Source organism: Vibrio sp. MEBiC08052 (assembly GCF_001506075.1).
Lineage (GTDB): Bacteria > Pseudomonadota > Gammaproteobacteria > Enterobacterales > Vibrionaceae > Vibrio.
The window spans coordinates 304,234-320,139 of sequence record NZ_KQ947476.1; the positions used below are offsets into that span (position 1 = coordinate 304,234).

At 45.3% G+C, this 15,906-nt stretch carries 14 protein-coding genes; 6 read left to right on the plus strand and 8 right to left on the minus strand.

Translation table 11 applies throughout. The annotated features are described in order from the left end of the window. Positions 1 to 5: 5 nt before the first annotated feature. A complete protein-coding gene (locus VRK_RS18805; RefSeq protein WP_059123036.1) occupies positions 6 to 599 on the minus strand; it encodes a lysoplasmalogenase family protein in 594 nt (197 codons plus the stop codon). Positions 600 to 1,516: 917 nt separating this feature from the next. Here VRK_RS18805 and VRK_RS18815 point away from each other — a divergent pair. After that, entirely contained in the window at positions 1,517 to 2,839 is a 1,323-nt protein-coding gene (locus tag VRK_RS18815) for an IS4 family transposase (RefSeq protein ID WP_059120061.1), read from the plus strand. A 48-nt stretch (positions 2,840 to 2,887) separates the two neighbouring features. On the opposite strand, the gene VRK_RS18820 is transcribed toward VRK_RS18815, so the two are convergent. Then, entirely contained in the window at positions 2,888 to 3,259 is a 372-nt protein-coding gene (locus VRK_RS18820; protein ID WP_059123038.1) for a hypothetical protein, read from the minus strand. Positions 3,260 to 3,309: 50 nt separating this feature from the next. Then, the gene (locus tag VRK_RS18825; protein ID WP_059123039.1) at positions 3,310 to 4,314 is read right to left on the minus strand and encodes an acyltransferase; all 1,005 of its coding nucleotides are present in this window, start codon (positions 4,312 to 4,314) and stop codon (positions 3,310 to 3,312) included. Between the two features lie 215 nt (positions 4,315 to 4,529). Here VRK_RS18825 and VRK_RS18830 point away from each other — a divergent pair, with 215 nt between their 5' ends. Next, entirely contained in the window at positions 4,530 to 5,000 is a 471-nt protein-coding gene (locus VRK_RS18830) for a Dps family protein (protein WP_059123040.1), read from the plus strand. A gap of 76 nt (positions 5,001 to 5,076) precedes the next feature. Here VRK_RS18830 and VRK_RS18835 read toward each other — a convergent pair whose 3' ends face one another. Together VRK_RS18835 and rhtB are read right to left on the minus strand one after the other, a co-directional pair. Then, positions 5,077 to 6,303, minus strand: a complete 1,227-nt coding sequence (locus VRK_RS18835) for an EAL and HDOD domain-containing protein (protein WP_059123041.1) — start codon at positions 6,301 to 6,303, stop codon at positions 5,077 to 5,079. A 9-nt stretch (positions 6,304 to 6,312) separates the two neighbouring features. After that, positions 6,313 to 6,930: a homoserine/homoserine lactone efflux protein gene (rhtB, locus tag VRK_RS18840; RefSeq protein ID WP_059123042.1), complete on the minus strand. Its 618-nt coding sequence runs from the start codon at positions 6,928 to 6,930 to the stop codon at positions 6,313 to 6,315. Positions 6,931 to 7,003: 73 nt separating this feature from the next. On the opposite strand from rhtB, the gene VRK_RS18845 reads away from it, so the two are divergent. Both VRK_RS18845 and VRK_RS18850 read left to right on the plus strand, forming a co-directional pair. Continuing rightward, positions 7,004 to 8,002 carry an alpha/beta fold hydrolase gene (locus VRK_RS18845; RefSeq protein ID WP_059123043.1) on the plus strand — a complete coding sequence of 333 codons (999 nt, stop codon included), beginning with the start codon at positions 7,004 to 7,006 and terminating at the stop codon, positions 8,000 to 8,002. A gap of 158 nt (positions 8,003 to 8,160) precedes the next feature. After that, a complete protein-coding gene (locus VRK_RS18850) occupies positions 8,161 to 8,982 on the plus strand; it encodes a Cof-type HAD-IIB family hydrolase (RefSeq protein WP_059123044.1) in 822 nt (273 codons plus the stop codon). A 130-nt stretch (positions 8,983 to 9,112) separates the two neighbouring features. On the opposite strand, the gene VRK_RS18855 is transcribed toward VRK_RS18850, so the two are convergent. The 3 genes from VRK_RS18855 to VRK_RS18865 are packed head-to-tail and all read right to left on the minus strand — an operon-like array spanning position 9,113 to position 13,580. Next, a complete protein-coding gene (locus tag VRK_RS18855) occupies positions 9,113 to 12,613 on the minus strand; it encodes a non-ribosomal peptide synthetase (RefSeq protein ID WP_059123045.1) in 3,501 nt (1,166 codons plus the stop codon). A 13-nt stretch (positions 12,614 to 12,626) separates the two neighbouring features. Beyond that, entirely contained in the window at positions 12,627 to 12,839 is a 213-nt protein-coding gene (locus tag VRK_RS18860; protein ID WP_059123046.1) for an MbtH family protein, read from the minus strand. 51 nt (positions 12,840 to 12,890) lie between these two features. After that, entirely contained in the window at positions 12,891 to 13,580 is a 690-nt protein-coding gene (locus VRK_RS18865) for a 4'-phosphopantetheinyl transferase family protein (protein WP_059123047.1), read from the minus strand. Between the two features lie 599 nt (positions 13,581 to 14,179). Between VRK_RS18865 and VRK_RS18870 the strand changes: the two genes are divergently transcribed. Both VRK_RS18870 and VRK_RS18875 read left to right on the plus strand, forming a co-directional pair. Beyond that, positions 14,180 to 15,193, plus strand: coding sequence for a hypothetical protein (locus VRK_RS18870; protein ID WP_059123048.1), 1,014 nt, complete (start codon positions 14,180 to 14,182; stop codon positions 15,191 to 15,193). Continuing rightward, complete coding sequence (locus VRK_RS18875; protein ID WP_059123049.1) at positions 15,190 to 15,882, plus strand: tRNA-uridine aminocarboxypropyltransferase; 693 nt, start codon at positions 15,190 to 15,192, stop codon at positions 15,880 to 15,882. Before VRK_RS18870 ends, VRK_RS18875 begins: the two co-directional genes overlap by 4 nt. Positions 15,883 to 15,906 lie beyond the last annotated feature (24 nt).

Genomic DNA, 15,906 nt, shown 5'->3' on the forward strand with positions numbered 1-15,906 from the left:
TTAACTCAAGGGTGATATGGCAACACAGCCACAACCAGCAGACATAAAGCCACTAAAAACCCACTGGTCGTCACTAAAGAGGGTTGATCAAACCTTTTTTGACCGGGATAGACCATAACCCGAAAAAAAACAACAAACCATAGCGCAGCACCGACAGAGGCTTCCAGAGCACTCCAACTTCGCGCCTGAAGCCACCATCCGCTGGCAGACCAAATCAGTCCGAGCAATCCGGTACCTAAAACAGCAACGACAGTCATCCGTTTATCGATATAAGGCAAGAAAAGGAGATAAAGAACAATGCCGAGCGCAATCAAGGTGATCGGCAACCACCACTGGATCGGGTACAGAATATGTTGCCAAAAAGCCAGACTAAAAGCGATACAACTCAATAGGAAAGCAGAAAAAGATAATCGAAATTTGGTTTGCCCGACAAAGGACCAGGTAAAAATCAGACAGCAACATAATGCTACTGAACTCCAGATGATTGAAGCACACCATTCTGACGTAAGACTCCACATCAAAACCAGCAATACTGAGGTACAAATGAGTCCCAAATAAAAAGAGAATCTGTTTTGGTGACCGACATGGCTTTCCTGCATACAAGCTACCTTCGTGTTGAACAGGTGCTAGTTTATAACCGTTTCATGAGAAATCCACCGATGGCTTCAAAAACTTGGATCTGAGTAAAGAAGTAAATCCTCACAGTATAAAAATAGCACAAAGCTGCAAAAAACCAGGGAAAACAACCATAAATGAATGAACTATGATTTTTAGCAAAAAAAATTAAATATAAATGGGAATTTCATCAGTTTTAAATGGCAAAAACAGTGCCAAATAAAACAAATATTTTATTAAAATACAATTAGTTAAATAAAAACATTAGTAAAAAACAAAATTAATAAAAACACAGACATGACAGACAAAAAAACACATCAGACCACTGACGAATAACCTTCGCAGTAATCTAGTTGATAATTATTGTCAAAAACATCGATATATAAGCCAATTTTTTGCTTAAAAAGCCCGATAAAAACCATCAAGCTACTTAAACCACCAAAAGCAACAAGGCTAGATAACCACCACTATTAAATTCAAATTTAATTTATTAGAATCATATAGTTAAATTGCAATGATCATCAAAAAAACGATATAGAACAAATAACAAACAACCAAAAACAATATTAAAAACCAGCCATACATCACTACTGAAGCACCATAAACATAGTTTTTCAAAGATTTTACAAAATGAATTTGATCAATCGTGAAAAAATGATATTCTGTATAAATCTTAACAAACAAATTATAGGAGCAGTGTGTTATGATCACGCCATCTCAAAAGCAGGGACTCGTCATGATTGCAGTTATTCTCGGCCTTATGACACTGCCTCTGATTTATTGATACCTCGATAAACAAAAAGGGACGCTAAAAAGCGTAATGCCGATCGTTTAAGAAAACTTGAATGATCCTAGGGTGGCCTCATAATCGGTCTCAGAGTAATTTCTGAGGCCGTTTTTTATGTCTGAATTTTCTCGCGAGTTACAAATCGCAGCTGAATTTCATTACCCTGAATCAATCGATTCATTTCAGAAAAATATTCCTATTGAATGGATTTCTGAAGCAGTAAAGCAAACTGGCCGTGCTGCGGTTAGAAAACGAAGATTTCCTGCGGAACAAGCCGTTTGGCTGGTGTTGGGGATTGGGCTAATGAGAAACCGCTCTATCAGCGACGTCTGCGATAAGCTTGAACTGGCCTTTCCTGATTCAAAGGGGGAACTTCCCCCTCTTGCGACTAGCAGTATTGTGAAAGCAAGGCAGCGTATCGGTTTTGAACCATTACGTTACTTATTCCATACCACCGCGACTGAGTGGGAAAAAGAAGATACCGCGACCTCAGTTTGTGGGCTGAAGGTTTTGAGTGTAGACGGAACTCAATTCAGGGTGCCTGAAACAAAAGATAATCAACAATTTGGCTATAGAAGTGCCACATCCACATTCCCTTCTGTATTAGCCGTCACATTAACGTCTACCCGAACTCATTTGGTATCCGATGTGGCTTTTGGCCCGATAACCAATAGTGAAATATCTTACGCTCAGCAACTTGTTGGCTCTGCGCCAGATAACTCACTCACTCTTTTTGATCGTGGTTTCTTATCAGCGGAGCTTTTCCAATCATGGCGCGGAGCTGGCAAGAATATCCATTGGCTGACACCAATCAAGAGTAAGTTCAGATATGAGGTTCTGGAGGAGTACTCTCCCTATGACAAACTCATCAAAATGCCGGTCTCTCCTCAAGCTCAAAAAGAATATCCTCATCTGGGACAAAACTGGCAAGCTCGCTTGGTACTCATTCCTGAGCCAAAAGGAGAAATCAAAGGCTTCATCACATCAATGGAATGCCCAGAAACCTATCCATTGAAGGAGATGGTCAAAGTATACTGGGAACGCTGGGAAATTGAGCAAAGCTACGGTGAGCTGAAACAGAATCAACTGGACAACACCACTGTTCTTAGAAGTCAGAAAGCGGAAGGGATTTATCAAGAGCTCTGGGGAGTTTTTATCTCTTACAATCTTGTCCGCTTAGAAATGAAAAGGATGGCAGAGTATTACGGTGTGGAACCACTCAGAATTAGCTTTATCAATGCGCTAAGACTGATACAAGATGAGTTTTTATGGTGTTCTGGCCGTACACCAGGGACGGTACCAAAGAAACTTCAAAACCTGAGAGAGAATGGCAAACGGTTCATCTTACCAGAGAAGAGAAAACGCAAACCGATACCAAGACAGGTACTCTACAAAGCCCCTCGTTATCCCTATAAGAAAAGAGTCGCTCGCTGTTAAGCGAGCGGCATTACGCTAAAAAGCGTCCCTTTTTGTTTATCAAATCATTCATTCAAATAACTTCGTTGACACAAACTCCCAATGGATATAATAAACACCGAGAGCAATCATCGTCATAATCATCATCACAGAGATGGCTGCACGCCAGACAAAACGACTACTCCTTGGCATCAACTCTTTCATACACTCATCGTAAGCATCCAAAAATGCTTCACAATCTTCTAATTGATAATCAGTTTCATGCAGTAACTTGTTCCGTACCGTCGCAATATATCTCAGCTTTTTGATCACATTATGAGGTAGTCGGTTTTCACAACTTGAGATCAGCTGATGCAACCCTCGCCCTTCTGCATGATATTGAACACGAAGGAGATGCTCCAATTTTCGTGTTCTGATAACAACTTTTTCAATCTCTGACATGGCTATCTCCTCGATTTCTCCTGATGCCCAGATAACCTATGATGCTGACATTATGGCAGCAACCAGCGAGTCAACCGGAAACGAGCACATATCCAACTCATCATCAAAGCACCGATATAGCTCATTATAATCCATAATGGAATTACCCAAACCGGATGCCCCGGGAAATTTAACACAAAATGATGCATCGGCCATAAAACCAGCGGATGGAGGATATATATCCCCAAGCTATAACGGCTGGTAAAACGGATCACTTTTTGCCACAACGGTGAGAAGCTTTCTCCCCAGTGTCGGCACATGACAAAAATCATCCCGGCAATCACCACAGTATTCAGCGTTTTGTAGGACAGCCAGCGTTTGACGGTATACTCTCCCGCATCCACACTCAGATGAATCACCATATAAACGGTTACAGCCAGAGCGAGGCTCCCCAGCAGCGACCATAGCCAGATATGAATCGTTTCTCTGGACAGGTAATACCCGAGTAACAGATACCCGGAATAAAGCCAGAGTGTCTCAGACCAGAAACCATCCCAATAGAACAAATACGTAACTGAACTGACAAGCCATAGCAATAGATAGCCTTGCGTAAACCATTCATATCGTCTGACAGCCCAATGAAAGATGGGAATCAAAGCGTATAGCGGGATAAAGTAATAAAAGAATCCAAGATGATAATAGGTCGCTTCATGGGGCATCTCAGAGAGTCGTATCTTGACGGTGTTCCAGTCAAAACCACGGGTGTCCCAACCTGACAGATAGGCATAGAAAACCGACCAAATCAGAAACGGAATCACCACTTTCAGAACTCTACGCTGAATATAGTATTTCCCGTCGAAAGGACGGGGATCACCAACGAGCAATGCACCAGATACCATGATAAATACCGGAACGGCCCACCGGCTGATGCCATTTAATCCGGCAGCAACTGCCCAGTGGTCAAAAGGAATCGCACCATATTGATGACGAAATGGCCCCAAGACATGAATACCGACCACAAACAATGCCGCCAAAGAACGCAGTAAATCGAAATAGAAAACCCGACTGGGACTCATCTTGAATCTCTCCTTCTATCATATAGATGACTCTAGCGAGATCGCCCTGTCAGATACAACAATCTGTGGTTATCTTTTATTCAAACTTGTGTCAGAAATTCACTTTGATAGAAATTACCAATTGATAAAATAAATTTAACCGAATTTATTTCATAATTTGGTCAACGTATGATGAACAGGAATTAAACAGAATTCAGAAATAGATGGAGTGTCTTATGAAAACGAATGTTATCGGCTTAGACAGTACAACAAGCCAAAAACTTGCAACATCTTTAAATCAACTCCTTGCCAACTATCAGGTATTTTACATGAATGTCAGGGGTTACCACTGGAACATTAAAGGACCAGAGTTTTTTGAACTTCATACTAAGTTTGAAGAGATCTATACCGATCTGCTGACTAAAATCGATGAAGTTGCTGAACGAATCCTGACCTTGGGAAGTACACCACTGCATACCTTCAGTGATTATGTAACGCGCTCTGAAATTCAAGAGCATAAGCAAGCCTCACAGGCGAAAGCAACGGTTGGAGGTTTAGTTCAGGGGTTCGGAACGCTGGTGAAACAGCAACGAGAAATCTTAGGGATTGCCGGCGATGCAGGCGACGAAGGAACCGCAGCATTGATGAGTGATTACATCAGAGAACAAGAAAAACAGATCTGGATGTTTAACGCTTGGCTACAGTAAAGTGATTGGCTTTCGCAAACGCATATCACACCCAAGCTAAATTCTGAGAACGTTCTATGACTATCGGTCTGAGGGGTCACACGACATATTGAGCATTGTTACTCCAACACAATGCTTCGTGGAGTGATTGGCTGACTTCCTCAACCGACAGACCGATTTTCGCGCTCTCCGTTTCAATTCCATGCCAGTCACCTCGTTCAAAATGTTCCTGAATCGTCAGCAGGTCGCCAAAAGCACCTTTACGCTTCGCCAGTGCATCTTTTGCCAATTCAGGTAACGGTAACTGTTCCATCAAATCATCAATGGAAATATCCAGAATGGCATCAAGCACAGAAAACAGACCAATCATAAATGCTTGCCCTTTCAACTCATGAAAAACTTCATGGTATGACATCAACTGACAAAAATGAGCGCGTTGTAGCGATAATCGATAAAGCTCTTTCGGCTTGTCCACGGCAATGTAAGAGGCAACGGTCAGAGAGACAAAAGACTTGAGTCTGTCTTGACCTAAATAGATGAGCGCTTGGCGGAAAGAAGAGATACTGACACAAATACGATCTGAAAGTGCATTCACAAAACGGAGTAGTTTATAAGATAAAGTAACATCTTGTGAGAGGATCTCTTCGACTCGGTCAAAGTTCACCTCCGGCTGACAGACTTCAATAAATAAATTCATTGCTGTCAGATATTCAGGAACCACATAGCGCTTTTTCATCACCTGTGGCTTTCTAAAGTAATAACCTTGAAAGAAGGAGAAGCCGGCTTCTTTCGTCTGCAGAAACTCTTCTTCCGTTTCTACCCGTTCCGCGAGAAACCGACACTGACATTTATCAGCAATTTTTTCTCGGACAAACTGACAAGCCTCATCAACACCCAAAGCCATGATATCCAATTTGACAATATGAACATAAGGGAGAAAGCGTTCCCAGGCTGGCGAATAGACAAAATCATCCAGCGCCAGTAAATAGCCGTGGCGATGTAAATCACGAACAACATGATATAACGCATCGGTCGGTTCACAGGTTTCCAACACTTCGACGACAATCCGGTGTTTGGGCAGGGTAAAGGGAAGACGGCGAATCAGACTTTTATAAGGAAAATTGATAAAACAACGTGCAGACCGTCGATCAGATGTTCTGCCAACCGTCAAAAAGTTTTCGGCAATTAAACGATAGGTTGCCCGCTCTGAACTGATGTGAGACGGAAAAGCATTCATTTCTCCATCCCGGAAAAGTAACTCGTAGCCTAACGTGACTCCTTTCGCATTGAGGATTGGCTGACGGGCAACATATGTATATCGCATTTTTCGAACCTAGGCTTTTGCCACAGCCAATAAAGCGCCACAACCCAAAAATGCGGATCCAAACACCTTATTCAGACGACGCATCACAGATTCCGAGCGAGTATATCGCCTGAGCTTCGCGGCAAGCGAAGTATATGTCAGCATCACCAGTGTATCGATAAACATTGTCGTTACACCTAAAATAATGAGTTGAATCATCTGAGGTCCTTCCGGTTGAATGAACTGAGGAAAAAGTGCCACCAGAAAAACAATTGATTTCGGATTGGTTAAATTGATCAACATCGATTTACGTAGCATAACCCAGGGTTGATGCAAAGTCTGCGATTCAGTCGTAAAAGACGTGCTAGTATCGCGCCATTTTTGTATTCCCAACCAGACAAGGTAAGCCACCCCAATCCATTTAATGACACTAAAAGCGAATACAGACTGAGCAACCAAAGTACCGACACCAACCCCAACCAACAGGATGTGAAAGCCTAATCCTAACTGAAGCCCTGCAATTGCAAACAGTGACCTGCGGATACCGTAATTAAGGCCATTACTAATAGAGTTCACCGTGCCAGAACCGGGAGCCAGACTGAAAATAATTGCCGTGGCTACATAAGCAAGCCAGACGTGTAGTTCCATAGGAATTCCTCTATACTAAAAGACGCATAACACAATACGAATATTTCTCATACTATCAGCAATCAGTTGGATTATGAATCAACATAAAATACTGACCTCCCCTTATACGCAAGAGTTTCTCTTTGAGCAAGCCGTCGGCAATGATATTTCATCTTTCTGGCAGGATAGACAGGAAGGGACACTCCGTGCATTTGATAAAAAGCGACTCTATTGGTGCCGTTTCAGTCACCCCGATCATGACCAAATGATATTGATTGCGAACGGACGTATTGAGTCCGTGTGGAAATATCAGGAGCTAATCTACGATTTATTCCGCCAAGGGTATGATATTTATACGTATGATCACCGAGGACAAGGATTGTCTGAGCGACTTTGTACTGACAAACAGATCGGCCATGTCGGCGAGTTTTATGACTATGTTCGTGATATGGAAACCATTATTGCACACACATTAGCCACGAAAACTTACCGGGCCCGTTTTCTGCTTGCCCATTCGATGGGAGGCGCAGTAGTCACGCGCTATATTCAGACCCATCCTGATCATGGATTTGATGCCATGGCATTAACCGCGCCAATGTTCGGGGTACACATCCCCTATTTGCTGCGGCCGATTGCCCTGCCCTTAACTCAAATTTTGTCGGCACTGACATCTGAACCCAAGTATGCTCCGGGTTATCAGGGATATTTGTCCAAGCCGTTTGAAAATAATCCGCTGACACATAGTGAGACAAGATATCGCTGGTTCAGACAACTGTATGATAGTCATCCTGAATTAAAATTAGGCGGGCCCAGTGCACGATGGGTTTGGCAAAGCCTCATGGCGATCAAACAATGTCATCAACTGACGCGGCAGGTGACCCTGCCCACGCTGATCGTACAGGCGGGAGAAGAAAGCATCGTCAGTAATCATGCCCAGGATTTGTTCTATCGCAAAGTTGCGAAAACCAACCCACACTGTACATGCCTTAAGATTGAAGGTGCAAAACATGAGTTGTTATTTGAAAGTGATCAATATCGGAAGCCCACTCTGGATGCCATTCTCCGGCACTTTTCATCCCATCGCTCAGCCTGACCACATCCCCCCATTGATGAACTGATTCGGCGACAAAACAGACAGAAGGAAAAGAGGAAAACCGACACGATGGATTTTACCCTCTTCTTCCTCTTTATATTTTCGTAAAATAGTCAATAACGCAGTTCTGCATTTCATTTCTGTCAAATGAGGATTTTATGACACTGACCAGCAAAGATATTCGCATTGTTGCTTCTGATCTTGATGGTACATTACTCGCTCCGGACCATAAGTTAAGCCCATTTACCAAGAGCACACTACAAGACCTCCATCAGAAAGGGTATACATTTATCTTTGCAACCGGACGTCATCATGTTGATGTGGCAGGCATCCGTGAAATTGCAGGGATTCCCGCATTCATGATTACCTCGAATGGTGCCCGGATCCACAGCCCGGATAATCAATTGATGTTCAGCCGTAATATCCCGAAAGATCTGGTTCAAAACCTGATTGATATCTGTAAGGATGACCCGGATATTTTCATCCATATATATCATGATGACCAATGGCGACTCAGCCATATCGATGAAGTGACTCAGCGGTATCACAATGAATCCAAGTTCACGTTTCAGATGTTTGATCCGGAAAATCCACCATTGGATAACGTGGCTAAAATATTCTTCACTCATAAGCAATCCAGCCACGATGCGCTGGTGCACTATGAGGAAATTCTCAATCAACGCTTCGCCGGAAAAGTGACTATCGCATTCTCCAGCCCGTGGTGCCTTGAAGTCATGGGGCCGGAGATCTCAAAAGGCCATGCATTACAGGTTGTCGCCAATTCACTGAATCATACCTTAGACCACTGCATCGCATTCGGTGACGGGATGAATGATATTGAAATGTTGTCGATGGCTGGCTGCGGTCTCGTGATGAAAACAGCCCATGAAAAAGTGTTGTCAGCCTTACCACAGATTGAGCGTATCGGCAGCCATGCTGATGATGCTGTTGCCCACTATCTGCATCAACACTTGTTGTAATTCAAGTGTTGTAATTCAAGCGAAGGGGGTTCCCTCAATCATTGCTCTCTCCACCGGCAAACGATACTGCCGGTGAGAGATTAGATTACTCGGCGGAGCGTTCCGACGGTCACGGTTGGCTCAACCCCACTCAGTCTGCGGATATCGGTATACCCATGTGCACAAGATGGCTTGAGTCTGCAGATACCGCTCTGTTTTCGATACTAGGATTCGGGGGCTCGTTTGGCACAAGCACGTCAGGATTCGAGCTATAGTGTTGCAGCGCAATCATCGGCTGCTCAATGATCTGAATCAGCAACTGTTCAAACTGTCTTGCCAGACGCTGAGGTGAATATCGTGTTGACCGATACGCAATCAGCACTTCCAAAGATTCACCGGGCGTCACAAAAACCGTCAGCGGCAAATGGGTATAACCCCGGTTTTCCATGGCTGTCAGTTTCATCCCGTGGTAATCGATGCTAAACCAATGATCATAATTCGGATAATTATCAACCGACAACATCGTATCAAACCAACACACCTCTCCCGTCAGTTGCCCGATCTCATCCAATCCCAACATATCGTGTTCACACAGATGAATCTGTTCTGACTGAACCGCTTTCAGTTGCTCAATCAATGAACGACTTTGTTGGAGCCGAATCCGGACGGGAATCGTATTGGTAAACAGGCCGACGTAAGATTCTATCCCTTCGATATCACAAAACCGTCCTGAGACCGGAGAACCAAAAATGACATCTTCACATCCGCTGATATCACGCAAGATCATCCCCCAAACCCCTTGCATCAATGAATTAACGGTTAAACCGTTTTGCTGGCAAAGCGTGGTCAGTTTCTGTGTCATCAAGGGAGATAATCGAAAAGAGGTGTCACTAACCTGATCTGACGGGGATTCACCTTGATAGATCAGCGTCGGCTGCGCGTCTGCCAATGCCTGAGACCAGACTCGCCTCGCGACAGATTTATCTCGTGAAGCTAACTGTCTAATCACACAGGCATAGCGGTCAGGCGTCTGCGGAGTCTCCAGCCCCGTGGCCTCAACATAAGCCTGAAGCAGATCCCGGAGCAAAATCGGCATTGACCAACCATCAATGACCAAATGGTGTTCAGACAAAAACAGCGTATGTTGATTGTCATGATGATGCACCAATACGGCATACAGTAATGGCTGACGGGCGTCCTGCATATCAAAGGGGCGTAAAACTTCCCGGGACTCAATGACGACCAGTGCGGCATCTTGCTCCTCACAAGGTAATCCATTGAGAGAGCATGTTTCCAGCGGCCATAAGCCTCTTCTTTGCTCCGCCTGCTCAACCGTGATTTGGGGCAGCACTTGAACCGCTTGATCCAAAATATGCACATCAAAACGAGCCAGTAACTGCGGGTGACGTAATACAACGTTATCGAGTGCTTGCTGTAGGCGCTGTACATCCATTTCACCGACAAACTGCATCTTGGTCAGGGCGTTATAGTTACTCTGTTGGCCACTGGTACGCACATGAGACAGCAGACCATTCTGAATCGGTAAAGTCGGAATAATGTCATGAACCGCGCCATATTCAGCGGTGAATTGTGCCCGCACATCATCACTCATCAGGATATGCGCTGCGGAGGCATCCACATGCAGCACACTGGTGGGCTGATGTCGGTCGATCTTCAATGCTATTTTTTCCAGTGTCTTCTCAACAAAGATATCTTTGACCTTCAAAAGATATCCCTGCTGACGTATCCGGTTGACCAAAGCCATTGCAGAGATACTGTCGCCACCGAGTGAGAAAAAGTCATCTTCCGCAGAGATCACCGATGCCCCGAATAGTGACAGTGCTTCCTGACACAGCAGCCGTTCGAGATCCGTCTGCGGTTCCCGGCCAAGGCTTCGGGTCACCGACAGAGGCATCGCAGCCAACGCTTTGCGATCAATTTTACCGCTCACATTAATCGGCATCTCATCAATAATCTCAATCACCGCAGGAACCATGTAATCGGGCAGAATTTGGGCAAGCGCCACCGACAAATGTTCACCATTACGTTGACTGGCACTGTCCGGTGTCAGTACACAAAATCCGATCAAGCGGTGCGTACCGGCAAAAGGCTGCGCTACAACAACCGCCTGAGCGACCCCTTGCTGAACCGACAATGCATTTTCAACTTCTCCCAGCTCGATCCGATAACCACGGATTTTCACCTGATCATCACAACGCCCAATAAAAGCAAGTTGCCCCTTTTCAGACCAACGGACTAAATCTCCGGTACGGTACATCACGTCACCGGCAACAAATGGATCCGCTACGAAACGTTCTGCGGTCATACCGGGTTGATTTAAATATCCCTGCGCCATCCCCGCACCGGCAAGATACAGTTCTCCGACACACCCGGTCGGTACCGGAGTCAATGTTTCGTCTAATACATAGGTGCGCGTATTGGCAATAGGCCGGCCGATCACCGGGGTATCATCTGCTTTAAAACTGGCACTCACAGCATCAACCGTATATTCCGTTGGCCCATAGAAGTTTTCCACTATCAGCGTGGGATACTCACTCACCTTCTGCCACAGCTTATGTGGTACTGCTTCACTTCCGACCAAGACCAGCGTCGGTACATGCGATATCGTCATCAGTCCGGCTTCCAACATCTGATAAAACAGCGAAGGAGACAGATCTAAAGCGTCAATTTGATCTTGTTCGACCAACCGATTCAGTTCAAACGCGTCCCGGCGTTGTTCATTCGAATAGAGATACAATGTATGGCCGTGAATCATCCATAAAATTTGTTCCCAAGATGCATCGAAAGAAAAAGAGGTGGTATGTGCCGCTCGGACAACGGGGCGATCACGCACTCGCTTCAACTGCGATAGCGCCCGTTCGAAAATAGTCTGTCGATGAGACAGCGCGAGATTCAGTAACGCGCCATGATGGTTTAAAACTCCTTTCGGCTTACCGGTCGAACCGGATGTAAAAATAATATAGGCCGTGTCTTCTCTTTGCGGTGAGGGATAATCCGGGGGAAAATCTTCACTTACGCACAACAATGTTTCGAGTCGCCATTGTGATATAGAGAATAAAGATGTGGTGACATGTTGCAGCGCTTGTTGCAAACCAAACGACGGATTCGCATCGATCAGTACACCACGGGGACGAGCCTGTTCCAGAATGGCTTCAATTCGTTCCCGGGGGTAATCCGGATCAATGGGGAGATACACTGCGCCACATTTCATCACGGCCAGAAGCGCAATCACCGCAAATCCAGTTCTCGGTAATGCGACCCCAATCACATCGCCACGTCGGACGCCGGCTTGCAGAAAATTCGCTGCCAGCGTATTGATCTGCGCATTCAGTTGCGTGAACGTCCATGATGACTGCCCATCATACAATGCCAGCCGGGCCGGAAATGATTCAACTTGCTGACTTAGCAGATCAAGAATGGTTTGGTACTGCGTGGGAAGCGCTAATGCAGTACCGGTAGACCATGGCTGCATCGCCTGTTTAACCTGCAGTGTGCGTGGGGGGAACTCACCAACCGGATTCAATGGAAATGCGGCCGGCTTTAAGTCTTTTACAAAATCAATGTCTTCAGGCTGTCTTGCTGCCTGTGACCATAATGACATTGATTCATCAATCATATTGCTCATAGACATAACGATGATCCCTTCATGAATTAAGCCCGGAGAGATGAACATGCTGCCAGTTTTGTTCGACATAACTAAGACAGACGGATTTACCTTCCGGACCGAACATCGCTTGCCAGCCTTGAGGGACCGGACTGAATTCAGGCCACAAACTATACTGACCACGGTCATTGGTCAGCACGAGAAACCGATGACTCTCATCATCAAATGGATTGGTATATTTTTTATCATTCATTATTCTTAAGCCACCCTGCCAACTAAGGGAAATATTCATACTTTGTTTACATCAGGCATCCCGTTCAATCTGTATCAATGTCACGAGCGCGTCTTCCAGAAACAGATAATGTCCATGACAAAACTGTATGCCGGTCTCTTGCTGAAGTATTTGGGAAAGTTCAAACGTGAAATGTGAACGCTGCGGCTCAAGGGATATTAATTGTGCATCATGGAAATCAAGGTAACGTTTTACTAAAGGATAGAGCGCCTTAAAAAGGCTCTCTTTGGCAGAGAACATCAGAGAGATAAACTGCGCTTTACGCCAATCGGTGAGATCCTGAAGCTTGATTTCCTCAGGTATGACAATCATTCTACCGATCGACTCGCAGAGTGTTTCATCCATGATATTTTCGACATCAACTCCGATCGATAACCGATCGGCTGTGGTCGTCACCGTACAGATAGCCGTATCATCCGTATGTGAGATTGAGCCGATAAATCCGTCAGGCCACACCGGAGAACGATGCTCGCCAATTCCGACCCAAGGTTCAGATGCACCTCGGTGCAGCAAGGCATATTTTGCAGCGATTCTGCCGGCAACAAATTCTGCTTTTCTTTTACTGACCGCCCCGAGCAGGGATTCCGGTAAGGTGATGCCTTCTTGCGCAGCGCCTGCCGTATACTCGTCACGCACATAGCGATTCATAAAAATAGTCTGTCCACCCAAGCATAATTGCTTTTGCCAGATCAGAAATGTCATCACTCATCGTCCCTAAACTCGTTCATTATATGTGCAAATCAATTGAAAATAGGCTTCAAGCAATGGAGTAAGCCGTCCCCATTCGAGCACTTAACCTTGTATGCCGAAACAAACATTCATGATTATTTTTCTGAATTTCGCGCTAATACTTGCTTCACTATTGCACTGCAACAGCAGCTGTTAGCATACAACCAATACACGTATAAACTCCAATAAAAATCCTCCGAACTCGCAGCGAAGATCGCATTATTTCCTATATTTCTTACTCATATAGTGTTAATTCTCACGATAAAAGACCAATAGTTCACACATCAGTTCCTCAATGTCATCCAGAATGCGTCAATGTCATAATAAATTCACTCACGCCGCTTATGGCTCACTGAAGAGTCACGGTCAAAATGCACTGATAAGATAAAACGTACTGATGAGACAAATAGACAGGCGGTGAGAGCCACCAGAGGGATCAAGATTTCAACGCAGGGAAAGTATCAGGCTCTGTTTTAAATAACCAATATGCCATAATGCTGTGCTGTCGCTAGATGTTATGCTGTTGCTATACGAGACGATGTCTAATCCGGTTAAGGTAAGGAAGATATACCATGAAGCCCTTGAAAATTCTAATATTCAGCTTATTAATGTTACTCTTGCAAGCCTGTACATCACCGATGGTGACCGCTCCTCCCGGTCACATTTCTCTGGGGCAACCGACCGAAATTCAGATCCCGCGAATCATGTTCCGCGGTCAGATCGTGATTGGCCCCCGAACCAGCTCATTTACTCCCTGCAACAGCAACCAGCAATTTTTACTGACGTTATCAGCACAACAGTATCAGACACTCAGTCAACAGGTAGCCTCACCTTATCAATCAATCTATGGTGAAATCATCGGTTTCCTTACCGCGCCAAGCCAGACGGGTTACAATGCTGATTTCAGAGCACGACTGATTGCACATCAGATTAACTATGTCTCACAGGATGCCGTCAGAGGTTGTAGCCAACCGTTACAAAGCACCGAGGCTCAGGGACAGAAACCACACTGGCTCGTTGATATGACGTCACCGGATACCTTAGATGTGACATTTGGCAAATCATCACCTCAGCAGTGGCCCGTCAAACAGGTGAACCACACCGAAGAACATCGTGTGTATACAGCGCCACAGGGAACATTGACTTTGTCACCATCAGTTTGCCAACTGAATCATCAAGCCTTGTACGGCTGGATGGCAGCTTTCAACACACAGAAAGGCCGATATCGGGGCTGTGCCCGGCTCGGTAATCAGGATCCATCCACAACATGGATTGCGACCTATCATGCCAACTCAACCCGACAAGACAACTTTTCCGTGACATTAACGCTGAAAGCTGATCATACAGCTCAAACACTTTATCATTATCAAAATGATCCGATCCCGATTGTGGAAACAGGCTTTTGGCAGGCACTCAACGGCGATCAGATTCAGGTGGTCATGACCCAACATCAACAGCAATACCTGCTCTCCCAACGGATTTTTACCCGTCAGGGCGATCAGCTTCACGCTCCCAAGGAACAAGTCGGTCAGCAGATCTACGATATCAGTGGCGGTGGATTAACTTTGTACCGGAGCAAGCCATGAATGTGAGTCCGCAACCGGAACAATCACCGACACCATGCCCCGAGTGTGGTTTGGTATATCAGTGTATTTGTCAGGCAATCCCCCGTTGCGATAGCACAATCAAGCTATCGTTGCTGGTTCATGAGCGGGAACTCAATCGGGAAACCAATACCGGACGCTGGCTGGTCCATGCACTGCCGCAGTGTCAGTCATACCTCTGGCAACGCAAACAACCTGATGTGCGATTCCAACAGCAGCTGGATGATCCCCGATTTTTCCCGGTACTGCTATTTCCATCCCCGGACGCTGTTACAGCGGACGAGTTGTGTGTGCAAACAGATGATGAACACTATCATCCACATCACAACTATCAGTATCAGCATCACGATCATCAAGTAAAGGAACATCAACCTACACTCCATTTCATTTTGCTCGACGGGACTTGGCAGGAGGCGCGAAAAATGGAACGAAAGAGTGCTTGGCTGGCAGGACTACCACGCGTGCAGATCACCCCGAATATGACCTCATCTTATCGGTTGAGGCGCAACCAACAACCTGACTCACTCTGTACGTTGGAGGTGGTTGCCACCTTGCTCGATCAACGTGGCGAGACCAAAGATGCTCAGGCATTAAAAGATTTTCTACATCTGTTTATGGATACCTTACAAGCCGATAAAAGCAGATCCCCGGCCCGATTCGTTCAGCGGTAGCTGAACATCAGTCCACCATTGAGC

Bases quoted from the DNA above. Each gene is read 5' to 3' on its own strand.
- VRK_RS18805 (WP_059123036.1), bottom strand. From the start codon at position 599: ATGCAGGAAAGCCATGTCGGTCACCAAAACAGATTCTCTTTTTATTTG.
- VRK_RS18815 (WP_059120061.1), top strand. From the start codon at position 1,517: ATGTCTGAATTTTCTCGCGAGTTACAAATCGCAGCTGAATTTCATTAC.
- VRK_RS18820 (WP_059123038.1), bottom strand. From the start codon at position 3,259: ATGTCAGAGATTGAAAAAGTTGTTATCAGAACACGAAAATTGGAGCAT.
- VRK_RS18825 (WP_059123039.1), bottom strand. From the start codon at position 4,314: ATGAGTCCCAGTCGGGTTTTCTATTTCGATTTACTGCGTTCTTTGGCG.
- VRK_RS18830 (WP_059123040.1), top strand. From the start codon at position 4,530: ATGAAAACGAATGTTATCGGCTTAGACAGTACAACAAGCCAAAAACTT.
- VRK_RS18835 (WP_059123041.1), bottom strand. From the start codon at position 6,303: ATGCGATATACATATGTTGCCCGTCAGCCAATCCTCAATGCGAAAGGA.
- rhtB (WP_059123042.1), bottom strand. From the start codon at position 6,930: ATGGAACTACACGTCTGGCTTGCTTATGTAGCCACGGCAATTATTTTC.
- VRK_RS18845 (WP_059123043.1), top strand. From the start codon at position 7,004: ATGAATCAACATAAAATACTGACCTCCCCTTATACGCAAGAGTTTCTC.
- VRK_RS18850 (WP_059123044.1), top strand. From the start codon at position 8,161: ATGACACTGACCAGCAAAGATATTCGCATTGTTGCTTCTGATCTTGAT.
- VRK_RS18855 (WP_059123045.1), bottom strand. From the start codon at position 12,613: ATGTCTATGAGCAATATGATTGATGAATCAATGTCATTATGGTCACAG.
- VRK_RS18860 (WP_059123046.1), bottom strand. From the start codon at position 12,839: ATGAATGATAAAAAATATACCAATCCATTTGATGATGAGAGTCATCGG.
- VRK_RS18865 (WP_059123047.1), bottom strand. From the start codon at position 13,580: ATGACATTTCTGATCTGGCAAAAGCAATTATGCTTGGGTGGACAGACT.
- VRK_RS18870 (WP_059123048.1), top strand. From the start codon at position 14,180: ATGAAGCCCTTGAAAATTCTAATATTCAGCTTATTAATGTTACTCTTG.
- VRK_RS18875 (WP_059123049.1), top strand. From the start codon at position 15,190: ATGAATGTGAGTCCGCAACCGGAACAATCACCGACACCATGCCCCGAG.